Source organism: Acidovorax sp. (assembly GCF_016783915.1).
Classification (GTDB): Bacteria; Pseudomonadota; Gammaproteobacteria; order Burkholderiales; family Burkholderiaceae_C; genus Acidovorax.
The window spans coordinates 1-13569 of sequence record NZ_JADHVT010000128.1 but is presented as its reverse complement, the minus strand read 5'-3'; the positions used below and the strand labels follow the sequence as shown (position 1 = coordinate 13569).

Annotated in this window: 14 protein-coding genes and 1 pseudogene; 9 read left to right on the top strand and 6 right to left on the bottom strand. The window is 62.5% G+C overall.

Annotation, left to right across the window (positions count from 1 at the left end; translation table 11 throughout):
• Positions 1-448 (top strand): hypothetical protein (locus tag ISS20_RS19020; protein ID WP_291438541.1); only part of this gene is annotated, 448 nt, incomplete at its 5' end.
• A gap of 28 nt (positions 449-476) precedes the next feature.
• Here ISS20_RS19020 and ISS20_RS19015 read toward each other — a convergent pair.
• Together ISS20_RS19015 and ISS20_RS19010 are read right to left on the bottom strand one after the other, a co-directional pair.
• A complete protein-coding gene (locus tag ISS20_RS19015) occupies positions 477-1664 on the bottom strand; it encodes a GIY-YIG nuclease family protein (RefSeq protein ID WP_291438539.1) in 1188 nt (395 codons plus the stop codon).
• Complete coding sequence (locus ISS20_RS19010) at positions 1657-3345, bottom strand: DEAD/DEAH box helicase (RefSeq protein ID WP_291438542.1); 1689 nt, start codon at positions 3343-3345, stop codon at positions 1657-1659. Before ISS20_RS19010 ends, ISS20_RS19015 begins: the two co-directional genes overlap by 8 nt.
• Between ISS20_RS19010 and ISS20_RS19005 the strand changes: the two genes are divergently transcribed.
• The 4 genes and pseudogenes from ISS20_RS19005 (at position 3250) to ISS20_RS18990 (ending at position 6593) form a co-directional block, all read left to right on the top strand.
• Complete coding sequence (locus ISS20_RS19005; RefSeq protein ID WP_291438543.1) at positions 3250-3618, top strand: hypothetical protein; 369 nt, start codon at positions 3250-3252, stop codon at positions 3616-3618. The genes ISS20_RS19010 and ISS20_RS19005 overlap by 96 nt on opposite strands.
• A 107-nt stretch (positions 3619-3725) precedes the next feature.
• The gene (locus ISS20_RS19000) at positions 3726-4514 is read left to right on the top strand and encodes an exodeoxyribonuclease III (RefSeq protein ID WP_291438537.1); all 789 of its coding nucleotides are present in this window, start codon (positions 3726-3728) and stop codon (positions 4512-4514) included.
• A gap of 37 nt (positions 4515-4551) precedes the next feature.
• Positions 4552-4665: pseudogene (locus ISS20_RS18995) on the top strand (exodeoxyribonuclease III); the annotation flags it as partial.
• A 20-nt stretch (positions 4666-4685) separates the two neighbouring features.
• Positions 4686-6593: a type II/IV secretion system protein gene (locus ISS20_RS18990; protein ID WP_291438535.1), complete on the top strand. Its 1908-nt coding sequence runs from the start codon at positions 4686-4688 to the stop codon at positions 6591-6593.
• Between the two features lie 189 nt (positions 6594-6782).
• On the opposite strand, the gene ISS20_RS18985 is transcribed toward ISS20_RS18990, so the two are convergent.
• Genes ISS20_RS18985 through ISS20_RS18975 form a run of 3 tightly spaced genes read right to left on the bottom strand, consistent with a single transcriptional unit; the run spans position 6783 to position 8846 of the window.
• Positions 6783-7166 carry a response regulator gene (locus ISS20_RS18985; protein WP_182120926.1) on the bottom strand — a complete coding sequence of 128 codons (384 nt, stop codon included), beginning with the start codon at positions 7164-7166 and terminating at the stop codon, positions 6783-6785.
• Positions 7163-7660, bottom strand: coding sequence for a GAF domain-containing protein (locus tag ISS20_RS18980; RefSeq protein WP_114655815.1), 498 nt, complete (start codon positions 7658-7660; stop codon positions 7163-7165). The genes ISS20_RS18985 and ISS20_RS18980 overlap by 4 nt, the downstream gene beginning before the upstream one ends.
• A 55-nt stretch (positions 7661-7715) precedes the next feature.
• Positions 7716-8846: a chemotaxis protein CheW gene (locus ISS20_RS18975; RefSeq protein ID WP_291438530.1), complete on the bottom strand. Its 1131-nt coding sequence runs from the start codon at positions 8844-8846 to the stop codon at positions 7716-7718.
• A gap of 302 nt (positions 8847-9148) precedes the next feature.
• On the opposite strand from ISS20_RS18975, the gene ISS20_RS18970 reads away from it, so the two are divergent.
• The 4 genes from ISS20_RS18970 (at position 9149) to ISS20_RS18955 (ending at position 12995) form a co-directional block, all read left to right on the top strand.
• Positions 9149-9838 carry a hypothetical protein gene (locus ISS20_RS18970; RefSeq protein WP_182121031.1) on the top strand — a complete coding sequence of 230 codons (690 nt, stop codon included), beginning with the start codon at positions 9149-9151 and terminating at the stop codon, positions 9836-9838.
• Between the two features lie 10 nt (positions 9839-9848).
• Positions 9849-10241: a hypothetical protein gene (locus ISS20_RS18965; RefSeq protein ID WP_182121032.1), complete on the top strand. Its 393-nt coding sequence runs from the start codon at positions 9849-9851 to the stop codon at positions 10239-10241.
• 836 nt (positions 10242-11077) lie between these two features.
• Positions 11078-11716, top strand: a complete 639-nt coding sequence (locus tag ISS20_RS18960; protein WP_291438525.1) for an MBL fold metallo-hydrolase — start codon at positions 11078-11080, stop codon at positions 11714-11716.
• 139 nt (positions 11717-11855) lie between these two features.
• Positions 11856-12995, top strand: a complete 1140-nt coding sequence (locus ISS20_RS18955) for a GGDEF domain-containing protein (RefSeq protein ID WP_291438523.1) — start codon at positions 11856-11858, stop codon at positions 12993-12995.
• 31 nt (positions 12996-13026) lie between these two features.
• Here ISS20_RS18955 and ISS20_RS18950 read toward each other — a convergent pair.
• Positions 13027-13569, bottom strand: a 543-nt coding sequence (locus ISS20_RS18950) for a M48 family metallopeptidase (protein ID WP_291438520.1), incomplete at its 5' end; no start/stop codon positions are given.

Below are 13569 nucleotides of genomic sequence, written 5' to 3'. Positions count from 1 at the left end.
GCTATCTCTTCGGAAGAGGGACCGTTTGATGCCAGTTGATAGCCAGTCCCGTCTAGCTACCTCAGACGAACTGCTCATGCGACAAGTTCATCCGAGTCAAATCACCGAGGGGCGTCCATCATCCAGGTGCTTTACCCCGACAGGAACGGACAAGGGGCACTTGTCTGCGGATCGGGAGAGCCTGTTGACCCCCAAAGAAGCGTACGAGCGGTACTTGCAGCGTAAACAGCTCCCCGAAGGTGGTGGAACCTGGGGAGTTTCTATTGCGGAGTTCGAACAGCTCGGGCTTCTTAGCTACTCAGACCCTTTACCTGACAACGCGTCGCATGCGCTCGTCGACTTCACCTCAGCAGGTGACGAAAAAAAGCAGCTCACCAAGGGCAAGCTTGCGTATGCGAAGGCAATCGCAAGAAAAAGGCTGCACCCTCCACCTGCCGCCGATCATTAATTCGAAATGTCGAGTTCGAGGAGTCGCATTACTGGCTCGTGACGAGGCTAGCGGCCTGCGCGTCGTACACCACCCCAGTTAGCGTGCCATCTACCAGCCGTTGCACGACCTCATCAATCACATGCAGCGGCACCAGGAACCATTCACGGGGCTTCACTGGTTTGCCAAAACGGTCCTCGATGGTGAGGTCCAGCTGGGCGGAACCGAAAACCCGATGGAAGAGGCCTTCCAGCTTCACCCGATTGACGTTGTGGAGTTTGTAGGTGGCAACGATTTCCACACCCGCCAGCAAGTAGGTCGGTTGGTTTTCTGCCCCCGCGATCCGGGTTTCGACCTTGCCTCCTGTCACACCAATCTTGTGAATCAACTCACGATGCTGCACCACAAACGGGTGGTCTGATTTGCTGCGCAGGACGTAAATCGTGCCCGTCTCAACGTCCTCTGGCTCCACTTCATCGCTGAACAGTGGTCCCATGCTGGGATCGGTGAGTCGCCTTCCCGTGTCGTCTTTGTAGAGCGCACGCTGCAAAGAGCGGCGCAGCAGATTGCTCTCCGTGCCGTTGGAGTAGATGACGCGCAGACGCGCGTCATTCTCGCCATTCGGTGCTTTGATCGTCTCTCCGACTTCCGCCACATAGGCGAGCTGACCACCCAAGATGAAGTAGTTGCCCTCGGCAATGCTGGCATCACGTCCGAAGCGCAGAGCCTTTCGCACGCCTGATTTCAGGTCTTGCTCCACCTGCTCGAACAGGGGGCGGAACCGTTCAAAGTCCTGGCATGCCGTCCGATCTGCCACTTCCTCTGCGGCGCGTTTTTCGGTGCTGGATCGGACATGCCGCAGCACGGTGATGTCATCCCCATCGACTGCCTCGTCTCCGACTCCCAATTCAGCCAGCAGAGCATCCTCGTCGAGTGCGTCCACATCTACTGTCGCGATTTCGTGGCCTTGGAGCAGCTTGGGGGTGTCCAGTTCTGCAAGGAGGGTTTGAGCCTCGGGCAACTTCCGCAGCTGATCCAGCCGAACGGCATACAGACGTTCAAAGATGTCTCGTCCCTCGCCATGCTGAGGTGCTCGGCCATGGGTTTGATGAAACCGCAGAATGTCCTCAAAGCCAGCGATGATGCGCTCTTCACGCGGGGTACGGCTCGACGCTTTAAGCGGAGCAACCTCTACGCCCAGTGCATCCAGCAGTTCGTCGTCATCAATATCAGCCATTGCTCTGTGCTCCTTGCGCCTGGGCTGATTTTGCGAGTGCGCGATAGCGGGCGAACGCTGCCACACCTTCGGCCATGCGCTTTTCCCAAGCATCGGCAGAATTGATGTCCGGCAAGCGGCCACGCTCGTTCTTGAACTGCAACGCACGTTTGGAGAGGTCACGTGCCTCTTCTTCCGTCAGGCTCACCTTCTTTGCAGCGATGGCAGCTTGTACCTGGCGCAATGACTTCTCATCCATTGCCTTGGCAAGCACAGCGTACGCAGCATCAAACGGGTTGATGCGGTCGATGAGATCGATGTCCAAGTCCTTCACGTTGACGAACTTGCGCACACCATCAATCAGTGCGGTGCTTCCTTGCCCCGTGCCACTGCCGCTAGCATCTGCCTGAGCCAGAGCCAACTTCGCTTGCTGGGTGATGTTCATGGCAGCAATGGCGTGTTGACGGATGGCCTCTTGATCGGCATCGCTCAGGTCTGGATAACGCTCCCGCACGATCTTGCCCATGCGCAGTTGGGTCAACTCCTCCGGCAGTGTGTTCTCTTTGTCGAACAGGCCGCGTTCGAGGGCTGTCTTGTCTTGCAGAAAGCTCGTGACGACCTCATTCAGGTCTTCCTTGCAAATGCGGGTGGCCTCCGGCGTCTCAGGCTTGGTGAGGCCTGCAATCTCCAAGTGAATCTGGCCCGTGTCCTTGTTCACCCCGATGTTGTGCCCACCCTCCTTGTAGCCTTCGTCGCCATAGTCGAAGCCTTCTTGGGGGCCTGCGTTCTTTGGCGTGAACTCGTAACGGGGTGCCAGAACCTGCTCCATCAGCAGGCTGGCTGAGATGGCTTTGAGCATGTCGTTCACAGCCTCAGCCACTGCTGATTGCTCAGCGGTGGGTTCCGCGATCAGGTTGGTGAACCGTGACCGCTCTTTGCCTTTGGCGTCACGGGTTGCGCGGCCAATGATCTGCACGATTTCGGTCAGGCTGCTGCGGTAGCCAATGGTCAGGGCATGCTCGCACCAAATCCAGTCGAAGCCCTCCTTGGCCATGCCCAGCGCGATGATCACGTCCACATGGTCACGGTCGTTTTTGTAGGCTGGGTCTTTCAGCGCTGACAGTACGCGAGAGCGCTTCGCCGGATCACTGTCGTCAACAAGGTCCGCCACCTTCAAAATACGGCCTTGTGGAGATTCGACCAAATGGAAGCCAGTGTCGGGGTCCACGCCCTTCCATGTACCCAGACCGTGCATGATCTCGTCCACCTCGCGTTGCTTGTCCTTCAAGCTCTCACGCGCATTCACGTTGGGGATGTGGACGATGGTCTTGAGTGCAGGGTCCAGTACCTTGTTGACCGCATCAACGTAGGCCCCGGTGTAGAAGAAGTAACCGATGTCCAGCGATTTGAGCCACTGGTAGCCATTGAGCTGCTCGTAGTAGGTGTACGTCACCGTCTCAAACCGGGATTCGTCCTGCGGACCCAACACCGCCTCACTGTCTCCACGGAAGTAAGAGCCGGTCATCGCCACCAAGTGAACCTTGTCACGGGCAATGAAGGCACCCAGTTGACTGCCCAGTTTGTTGTCTGGGTTGCTGGACACGTGATGGAACTCGTCAATCGCGATCAGGCGGTTGTCGAAAGCATTGATGCCCAGTTCCTCCACGGCAAAGCGGAAGGTGACCCAAGGGCGCTGTTTCAGGCGTTCTCTGCTGCTGAAAAAGCTGCGGACTGGTTCATGCAACGGCATGAGAAACAGATGGTCGAGGCACCGCAAGTGACCCCTCAGCCTGCGCCCACCTTGGTTCAAGGTTTGGGAGTGCCACAGCAGCAGGTTGGCGGGATCAGCCAAGGATTGGTGGCGGTGGCTCAGATGCCGTCTTCGGCTGTCAGGATCAACGGGCTTCGACCGGCTGGGGAGTTGCTGGATGCGGCGGTCGCTGGCCTGAATTCCGGCAGCATGGGGCCTGTCTAGAAAAGCGGCTTGATCAGTGATGGCTCGGTAAACTCAGATGCCCGCAACGATTCCCGGTTGGCCGGTGCCAACTGCCGAAGACTTGCCTTGATCACACAAGATTTTTCATGCTCAAAGTCATCAGTGCCAATCTAAACGGCATACGCTCTGCCTCAACCAAAGGTTTTTTCGATTGGCTGCCCCAGCAAAACGCCGATCTTGTCGGGGTACAAGAGGTCAAGGCGCAACATGACGCAGTTGTGGGGGCGTTCGACCAAATTGATGCACTGCGCGGTTGGTTTCACTTTGCACAGAAGAAGGGCTATTCAGGTGTCGGGTTGTATTCTCGTCATGAGCCAAGTGACGTGAAGGCGGGTATCGGTGTGCCCGAGTTTGACGATGAAGGTCGGTGGATAGAACTGCGGTTCGACAAACCTGGGCGCGCGTTTAGCGTCATCAGTTGCTACTTTCCAAGCGGGTCGAGCGGGGAAGAGCGGCAGGCTGTCAAGTACCGTTTTTTGGATGCTATGGCGATTCATCTCTCACAGCTCAAAGCAGAGCGAGAGTTCATCTTGGTGGGCGACGTGAACATTGCCCACAAGGAAGCGGATCTCAAAAACTGGCGCAGCAATCAGAAGAACAGCGGCTTCCTGCCCGAGGAACGAGCTTGGATGACGAAGTTGCTTGAAGGCGGCGTCAGTGATGTCTATCGAGCCCTGCACCCAACAACGACAGACGAGTGCTACACGTGGTGGAGTAATCGGGGGCAGGCCTACGCCAAAAATGTTGGGTGGAGAATCGACTATCACTTGGCGACGGAACGGATCGCCGCGTTAGCTCGGACTGCCGCCATATACAAAGACCAAAAGTTCTCTGATCATGCGCCTTTGACCGTAGAGTACGACTTCACCCTGTAACATGGAGCAAAAAATGTGGGTTTTTTGCGCCAGTATCTACCACCTGGCTACCCCTGCGCTCGCGGCGCTGGCGCGCGCAGAACATATCTACAAGGGTGAAAAGTTCTCGGACCACGCACCCATCACGGTGGATTACGCACTGACCCTATAAGCCCCAGACACTCTGTCCCGATGACCGACGCCAGCACCTCCGCCCCACCCCCCGCCCACAGTTTCCGCCCCCAAAGCGCCGAGGCGCTGTGGCGTCAGATCTCCACCCCCCACCCCACGGTGGGCAAGGCGCGGCACCTGGGCGAGGCGTTGGTCCACGCAGGACTGCTGTCCACCCCAGACCTGGCGGAGGGCCTGCAGGCGCAGCAAGAAGAGCGCGGCAATGGCGTGCAACGGCCGATCGGCCAGATTCTGGTGGACCGGGGGGCGCTCACCCAGGACCAGTTGCGCGGCGTCATCGCCACGTGGCTGGGCGAATACACCGTGCATCCGGGCGATATCACACCCGAGGCATCGGCACTGGCACTCATCCCCCGTGCCGTGGCCGAGCGTGAATCCGTGCTGCCCCTGATCGCACGCGAGGACGCGCTGGTGCTGCTGATGGCCGACCCTTGGGACCGCGTGCTGATCGACGAGATCCGCTTTCTGACCCAACGGCGGCTGATCCCGCTGCAGGCAGCGCCCGGCACGCTGATGCCAGCCATCCACAAGGCCTACCGCACCCGCCCTGCCGACGCGGGCAGCGCTGTATCGGGCGCACGCGCCACCTCGCAGGAGCTGCTGACCAACCTGGCCACTGCGTCCCCAGACGCCGACACCGAGCAGGCCGATGTGATCAGCGAGTCGGACAACACCCTGGTGCGGCTCATCAACTCGGTGATTGACGAAGCCATCAGCCACCGCGCGTCCGACATCCACATCGAGACCGAGCCCGCCCCGCACAACGTGCGTGTGCGCCTGCGCATCGACGGCGACCTGGTGCCTTACCTTGAGCTGCCCGCGCGCTACCGCTTTGCGATGGTGGCGCGCATCAAGATCATGGCCAGCATGGACATCTCGGAGCACCGCAAGCCGCAGGACGGGAAGATCGACTTCTCGCGCTTCGGCGGCCCGCCCGTCGAGCTGCGCGTGGTCACCGTGCCCACCTCGCGCGGTCTTGAAGACGTGGTGCTGCGCCTGCTGGCTGGCGCCAAACCCCTGCCACTGGAAGCCATTGGCCTGAGCCCGGCCAACCTGGTGGCCATACGCGGTGTGATGAAAAAGAGCTACGGCCTGGTGCTGGTGGTCGGCCCCACGGGCTGCGGCAAGACGACTTCGCTGCACTCGGTCATCCGCGACATCAACACCGCCGGGCGCAAGATCTGGACAGCCGAAGACCCCATCGAAATCACCCAGAGCGGCCTGCGCCAGGTGCAGGTGAATTCCCGCATCGGCTGGACCTTTGCCGCCGCCATGCGCACCTTTTTGCGGGCCGACCCGGACGTCATCATGATCGGTGAAATGCGCGACGAGGAAACCGCGCGCATCGCCATCGAAGCCTCGCTCACGGGGCACCTGGTGCTGTCCACACTGCACACCAATTCGGCGCCCGAGAGCATTGCGCGGCTGCTCGAAATCGGGCTGGACCCGTTCAACTTCTCGGACTCGCTGCTGGCCATTCTTGCCCAGCGCCTGGTGCGGCGCCTGTGCACCGCCTGCCGCGAGCCCCGGTTGGCCGACGAGGAAGCCCTGAACGACCTGGCCTCGCAATACCTCGCCAGCGGCACCAGCAATACGCCCGAGGCGCGCTCTGCGCAGGTGGCACGCTGGCGCAAACAATATGGCGACGCCACGGGCGCTTTACAGCTGTGGCGCGCGGTAGGCTGCAAGGAGTGTGAGAACCACGGTTACCGCGGACGGCTGGGCATCCATGAGCTGATGATCAGCGACGATTCCATCCGCCAGCACATCCGCCGCAGGGCCCCCGCCTCGGACATCCGGCACTCGGCGCTGGCGGCCGGCATGCTCACCCTGCGGCAGGACGGTATCGAAAAGGTGCTGCAAGGCCTGACGGACATGCCCGAAGTGATCGGCGCAACCAATCTGTGACCGATTTAGTGCCAAATACGCCTGTAGCCCTTATAGAACAAGCGTTAATAGCTATATAAATAATAGCACTTCATGCTCGCGTGCCTCCTGCGGCGCAGCACCCCGGCGGGGCTGCGGGCAGCAGCGGTGCCCCGGCGGCCCCGGGATGGTTGCGCAACTTGCGATGCAGCGCGCCCCGCCCCGCCCCTCTCAACAAGCCTTGGCAACCACGAGCGTGTTGAGCAAATCGCTGATGCGCACCGGTTTGTTAAGCACGCAGGCAGCCCCCAGGGCCTGCAGGCGCGTCGCGGCGTCGGGCTTTGCATCGGCCGCCAGCACCACGACCCGGGCATCCCGCGCCGTGGCGAACCGGCCCAGCCGCAGATCGCCGAGCAGCTCCAGGGCCTGCTGCTCCTCGTGAAGATCCAGCACCAGGCCGTCATAGGCCTGCGCTGCCAGCAGCGTGCGGGCGCGGCCCACGCTGCTGGCCTCATGAAAATCCACCATGCCGAGATCGCGCGCGACCATGACGATGGTGCGCCGCAACACGAACTGCGGCTCGACCAGCAAAATCCGGGGCAACAGCGCGGTCATTCGTCGCCCTCTTTTCCGGCCAGGGTCTCGTTTGCCAAGCGGCGCAGTGCATCCAGAATGGACAGCTCCACCGGCCCCAAGGTGCGCGGCACGGTGTCGATCACGCACAGCGTGCCAATGTGGTGCCCGCTGGGGGCACTGAGCGGGGCACCGGCATAAAACCGGATGTGGGGCTCACCCGTCACCAGGGGGTTGTCGGCAAAGCGGGGGTCGCTGCTGGCGTCCTCGACGACAAACAGCTCTGGACTCATGATCGCGTGCCCGCAAAACGAGATGTCACGCGGGGTTTCTGTTGCCTCCAGGCCCACGCGCGACTTGAACCACTGGCGTTGCCCATCCACCAGCGTCAGCAGGGCAATCGGCACGTTCAGTTGCTCGGCCACAAATCGGGCGAGGCGGTCATAGCGCTCTTCGGGCGGTGTGTCCAGCAGCAACAGGTCGCGCAGGGCATTCAGTCGGTCGGCCTCGTCGGCGGGTACGGGTGCGGGTGTCATGGTAAATCCTGGGGTAAATCGTGCGGCGATGGGAGTGGAGGTCAGGTCGCTGGGCTCAGCCCAGCAGGTACGCCATCTGGGCGAGGTCGACCACCACCAGGTTGGCGTGGTCCACCGCGCCTTTGGCATTGATCAGCCCGAACTCGCCCATGGCGCCCATGCGCATGCCGCTGCGCCGCGCGCTGTGGGCGGGCAGCCAGTCCGTCAGGCTGTGGATGGCGATGCCCAAGGGCGCCGTCGTGCCGCCGGGCGCCTGGACAAGAACCGCCAGCTGCGGGTCTGCGAGTCCCTCCGACCTGGCGATGGCGGGCAGGCTGACGAGGCGAACCGTCTGGCCACGCCACGCCAGAAAGGCCGGTCGCCCCGACCGAAGGTCTTCCCTTGCCTGGGCGGGCAGTTCCACCACCCCCACAATGCCATCGACCGGGGACGCATAGCGTTGATCCGCATCGAACACCAGATAGGGCAAGGGCTCGGTGGCGTCGGGTTGCACGGCGCCGCCGGGAGCATGCAACGGAGCCGGCGCACGCCGGCTGATGGATGCCTCGGGTGTCAGGCCAAAGAGTTTGGCGACATCCAGCACCTGCAGCCTGGCGCCGTCTGGCAGCAGCGCCACGCCCGCCAGCAAGGGGTCGCCGGGTATGCTGGCCACGGCAGCCTGCGGCAGATCCAAAAACTGCTGGCACTCCGACACCGTCAGCCCCAGCAGCAGCGGCCCCTGGCCCAGCATCACCATCCACGGCGCGGACTGGCGATCGCTGGCCTGGCGGCCCTCGCTGATGTCCACCAACGGCAGCTTGCGGCCCTGCCACTGGCCGATGGCCCAAGTGCGCTCCTTGGGCCCCAGCGCCAGTTCGGTGGCGGGCACGGGCACCACACGCTCCACGGCGCTTACCGGCACCGCCCACTGCTCCACACCGATCCGGAATACCGCGTGGCGTTGTGTTGTGCCCACCTGGTGCGGTGCAGGGACTGCCGGTGCGCCCGTGGCCGCTGCGTCGGCGGGCTCCACCTGTGCCTGCTCGCACCAGGCCTGGCCCAGTCGCATCAGCCGCGCCACTTCCAGAATGCACAGCGTCGGCGCGCTGGCTGTCGCGGGCACTACCGACTCGAACAGTTCGTTGTCATCGGGCGCGTGGTGCACCCGCCGGATATCGGCCGCCGCCACGGCCTTCACGCCCAGCACCGGCGCTGCGCAACGGCCAACTGACCTTGCCCACGGGGGATTCCCAAGAGGCCTAGCCAGCACTGCGGCGGGCTCAGCTGTTGAGCAATGAAATGTAATTATGGTTCCTGCACAAAAATGTCCGCGTCGCAGTCCTTTTTTGAGTCTATAGGGCATTGCTCACTTAGGACCTCAAACCGACTGCAACCAGATGCGAAGGCCAAACGATCCGTAACACATCCAGCGCGCCGGAAGTCGGCGAATGCACGTGCCAAGCGTTAAACAGGGACTTTGCCCCCATCGGGTCTCACGCAAAAGGCTGTATGCAACACGAACTACCCCGAACGAAGCGCCGCCCACGGTTGGCTCTTTTTCTATTCAGTGCGGCTGCCGTTTTCTCGGCGGGCTTCGCCATGCCGCGAACCGGCTTCGCTGCCGAAATCCTGCTTTCAGGCAGCGGCAGCTTCAAGCCGCCGTCGACTGAACAACTCGCGGCCCTCCCCCCGTATTTGGGTTTTTCTCGCGCTGATCTTGCATCTGGCAACTGGTCGTTTTCAGTGCGGTATGACGACAGTACCCGCGACGCCGACCCTGACCCCTCTGTAGGACGCTATATTGGATCGATCCGTGCCTTTCGCCTCGTGATTGGCAACACCTCTATGGATCTGCCCATCGATCAGGCCCAACTGGTCGTGAGTGACGGTGGTGGTGGCTTCCCCAACCGGGAGTCGATACAGCTGACGACCACGGCCTTGATTCCTTCAGGCCTGTTGCGTCTTTCCTGGATCCAGGTCAATCAGCAGCCGAAAGGGGCTGACTTGCGAGGTGCTGCCGGGGTGCTGCCACGCGATAGCTTGCCGCCTTCCACGTTGATCGCCAACCTCCCCACCGCGAGTCCTTTCGACCGTTTTCTTGAACTGCGCATCGGCCCACCGGCTGGCGGGTCGCAGCCGCAGCTGTACCTGAGTTCATCCAAACTGTCGGTGACCGCCGGTCCCGCTACGGCACCCTGAGGAGCACCAGATGTCGTACATGACCGTATTCACGCGCAGCCTTGTGCTGCGCAGCGTGGCAGCATCTATTATTTTGGGAAGCCTCGCCGCTTGCGGTGGTGGCGGAGACGTGGCCGTGGGCATCGGCGTGGCCGTCCCTGTCCAGCCTGCCGTTGCGCCGCTCACGCTGGCCCTGACACGCGTTGGGCCTCAGGCCATCCAGCTGGACTGGAGCGACGATCCCTATGTCGCCAGGTTCCAGGTTCTGCGCGATGGCTTTGCTTTGTCAACGGTCAACACCACAAGCCTGATCGACGCCTCGGTCTTCATCAACGGAACCTATTGTTATGAGGTACGGGGATACGACGCGGCAGGACGGCTGACAGCCGCCAGCAGCGTAGGGTGCATCACTATCCTTCCCTGAGCGGATCGCGCGGTAGCCGTGACGCCACTGATCGCGGGAGGGGTCCGAGCCAGGAATTTGCGGCCTTTCGACCAACCTTCCCCAACAGCCCTTGCACCTGGTCGGAAAATCACGGACAGCCCTACCAGGCACAGGCTTACCACCGCAGCCTGTGCCGCCGAAGACCTGGCGCAGGCGCGCTGTTGCTTTGCGGCGCAGATTTTTCTTTACGTTTGGCAACCATCGTCATGCTTTCGAGGTGAACGCGGACGGTGGTCTGCGCGTTTCATATAGGCGGTACTTTGTTTACCGCCTCGTGGAGCTTGATGTGAACCTCAATCTTTCCAATACCTTGAAGTGCGCCGCAGTCGCTGCTGGGGCTCTTTTCGTGGGTGCGTCTGCCCATGCCGGCGCAAACTGGTCCGTCGGCATCAATGTTCCTGGTGTGGTGTACGCCGCACCAGGCCCGGCGTATTACGCGCCGGGGCCCGTGTATGCCCCGCCCGTGTATTACCAGCCACCGCCTCCGGTCTACTACCGGCCACCGCCTGTTTACTATCGGCCGGCACCCGTGTATTACGGTGCGCCTGCGCCTGTGTACTATGGTCCTGGTTACCGGCCCTACCGTTATGACGAACATCGGCGCCGGAAATGGGCTGAAGACGATGACGATTGAGTGAGGTTGTGCATCAGGGTGAGACACAACGCTTAATGAGAAGTCCATCTTGTTTCCGGCACTGCGTACCATTGCCGCATGTTGGATGCGCTTCATCTGCTTTCATCTGGCGGTGGCGTAGCGCAGTCCGCGCCGCTGAAGGGTTTGTGAAAATCCTTCTTGAAAAAACATCGCCACGCCCATGCTCAATTACCTCACCGTCCCCGTCACGCCCTTTCAGCAAAACTGTTCCATCGTCTGGTGCGACGCCACCCACAAGGCCGCCGTCATCGATCCCGGCGGCGATCTGGATACGTTGCTGGCCGAAATCCAGCGCCGGGGCCTCACGCTGGAGCAGATCTGGCTCACGCACGCCCACATCGACCACGCAGGGGGCACGGGCGAGCTGGCCGAGCGTCTGCAACTGCCCATCGTCGGCCCGCACCCGGGCGACCAGTTCTGGATTGATGGCCTGCCGCAGCAAAGCGCCATGTTCGGCTTTCCACCTGCGCAGCACTTCACGCCCACGCGCTGGCTGCACGATGGCGACAAGGTGCAGATCGGCAACGAAACGCTGAACGTGCGCCACTGCCCCGGTCACACCCCCGGCCATGTGGTGTTCCACGCGCCGCAGATTGACCGGGCCTTTGTGGGCGATGTGCTGTTTGCGGGCAGCATCGGCCGCACGGATTTCCCGCAGGGCAACCACCAGGACTTGATCGACAGCATCACCGGGCGCCTGTGGCCCATGGGGGACCAGACGGTGTTCATCCCCGGGCACGGGCCGGAGAGCACGTTTGGGCGCGAGCGGCAGAGCAATCCGTATGTGGCGGGTACCTGATTGTTGCGCTGGACTTATCAAAATTGATAGCTGTTCGCGCTTATTCAGCAAGGTCTACAGGCACTTTTGAATTGAAATTCCGTGCGCCAGTGGTCGCGTCCCTAGAATGTGACCTTTTGTGACCCTACCCGCGCACGCCATGGCCCGTTCTGCCCCTGACAGCGACATCGCCCCGCGCACCCCGCGCCGGTTTGCGGTGCCGCAGCGCGGCTCCAGCCTCGCGGGCAAGGCCTACTGGGCCATGGTGAAGCAGGTGGCCGTCATGGCGGCGGTCATCGACGCGGGCTATGTCGTGCTGTTCTGGTGGCTGGGGTCGGGGCCCCTGGCGATCATCAACCTGATCAGCATCGCAATGTACGTGGGCGCGTACCAGCTGGTCACGATGCGGCGCAACACTGCGGCCGTCACGCTGATCTGGCTGGAGGTGATGCTGCACGCCGCCCTGGGCTCGCTGCTCATTGGCTGGGACAGCGGCTTTCACTACTACCTGCTGCTGTTCATCCCTACCATTGTGGTCGCCAACACGCGCGGCTATGCCGTGCCGCTGGTGCTGACGCTGTTGGCCTACTACCTGGGCCTCAGGGCCGTGTGCGATTGGCTGGGGCCGCTCACCCCGCTGTCGCCGATCAGCCTGAAATGGGTGAACGCCCTGCACGTCGCCCTGGTGTTTGGCATGTTGTCGGCGCTGGCAGCCTTTTACCGCCGCACGGTGCTGACTGCCGAGGACCGCCTGCGTAAACAGGCCACGCTGGACCCTTTGACCGGCCTGAACAACCGCCGCCACTTTGAAACCCTGGCCACCCATGTGCTGGCGCGCAGCCAGCGCGACGGCACGCCCGTGACCCTGCTGCTGTGCGATGTCGATCACTTCAAGCGCGTGAACGACGAGCGCGGCCACGCGGTGGGCGACGAGGTGCTGATGGCCATCGCCAGAATGCTGGGCCAGAACCTGCGCGACGGCGACGTGGTGGCGCGCTGGGGCGGCGAGGAGTTTGTGGCGCTGATGCCCGCCAGCCCGCTGGACAAGGCCTGCGCCACCGCCGAGCGCATTCGCGCCGCCGTGCAGGCCACGCCGCTGGAGGTGGACGCCACGCCGCTTGCGCTCACCCTGTCGTTTGGCGTGGCGCAGGTGCATGGCGTGCAAGACCTGCACGCCGCCATCGCCCGCGCCGACAAGGCGCTGTACGACGCCAAGAACGCCGGGCGCAACCGGGTGAGTGCGGCGCAGGAACCCACGCCCGCAGAAATCATGCCAAGTCAGGCTGCAGCGCTTGCCTGAAAAGCGCCATAAGCTATTGAATCAGTAGCAATCAACTGCCGCGTTTGGCGGATTCATACAGCCCCTGCACCTTGGGCACGTTCGCTTGCAGCTCCTTGATCCGCGCTGGCCCCGACGGGTGGGTGGACAGGAAGGCCAGCCCACCCTGCTTGCTGCCGGTGGCGTTGCCCATCTTTTCCCACAGGCTCACGGACGCCTGCGGGTTGAACCCGCCGCGCGCAGCCAGCTCCAGGCCCACCAGGTCGGCATCGCTCTCGTCCGACCGGCTGAACTGCAGCGTGAGCAGCTGCCCGCCCAACCCCGCCGCCGCCTGGCCCAGGTCACCCAGGCCCAGCAGCTGCGAGCCCAGGCGCAGCGCCAGGTTGGTGCCCTGCGTCTTGGCGATGCGCTCGCGCGCGTGTTCGCGCAGCGCGTGGGCCATTTCGTGGCCCATGATCATGGCGGTCTCGTCGTCGGTGAGCTTGAGCTGGTCGAGGATGCCGGTGTAGAACGCAATCTTGCCGCCGGGCATGCAGAAGGCGTTGATCTGCGAGCTGCCGATGAGGTTGACCTCCCAGCGCCACTGTCTGGCCCG

Bases quoted from the DNA above. Each gene is read 5' to 3' on its own strand.
- ISS20_RS18970 (WP_182121031.1), top strand. From the start codon at position 9,149: ATGCAACACGAACTACCCCGAACGAAGCGCCGCCCACGGTTGGCTCTT.
- ISS20_RS18955 (WP_291438523.1), top strand. From the start codon at position 11,856: ATGGCCCGTTCTGCCCCTGACAGCGACATCGCCCCGCGCACCCCGCGC.
- ISS20_RS18965 (WP_182121032.1), top strand. From the start codon at position 9,849: ATGTCGTACATGACCGTATTCACGCGCAGCCTTGTGCTGCGCAGCGTG.
- ISS20_RS19000 (WP_291438537.1), top strand. From the start codon at position 3,726: ATGCTCAAAGTCATCAGTGCCAATCTAAACGGCATACGCTCTGCCTCA.
- ISS20_RS19015 (WP_291438539.1), bottom strand. From the start codon at position 1,664: ATGGCTGATATTGATGACGACGAACTGCTGGATGCACTGGGCGTAGAG.
- ISS20_RS19005 (WP_291438543.1), top strand. From the start codon at position 3,250: ATGGAACTCGTCAATCGCGATCAGGCGGTTGTCGAAAGCATTGATGCC.
- ISS20_RS18980 (WP_114655815.1), bottom strand. From the start codon at position 7,660: ATGACACCCGCACCCGTACCCGCCGACGAGGCCGACCGACTGAATGCC.
- ISS20_RS18990 (WP_291438535.1), top strand. From the start codon at position 4,686: ATGACCGACGCCAGCACCTCCGCCCCACCCCCCGCCCACAGTTTCCGC.
- ISS20_RS18985 (WP_182120926.1), bottom strand. From the start codon at position 7,166: ATGACCGCGCTGTTGCCCCGGATTTTGCTGGTCGAGCCGCAGTTCGTG.
- ISS20_RS18960 (WP_291438525.1), top strand. From the start codon at position 11,078: ATGCTCAATTACCTCACCGTCCCCGTCACGCCCTTTCAGCAAAACTGT.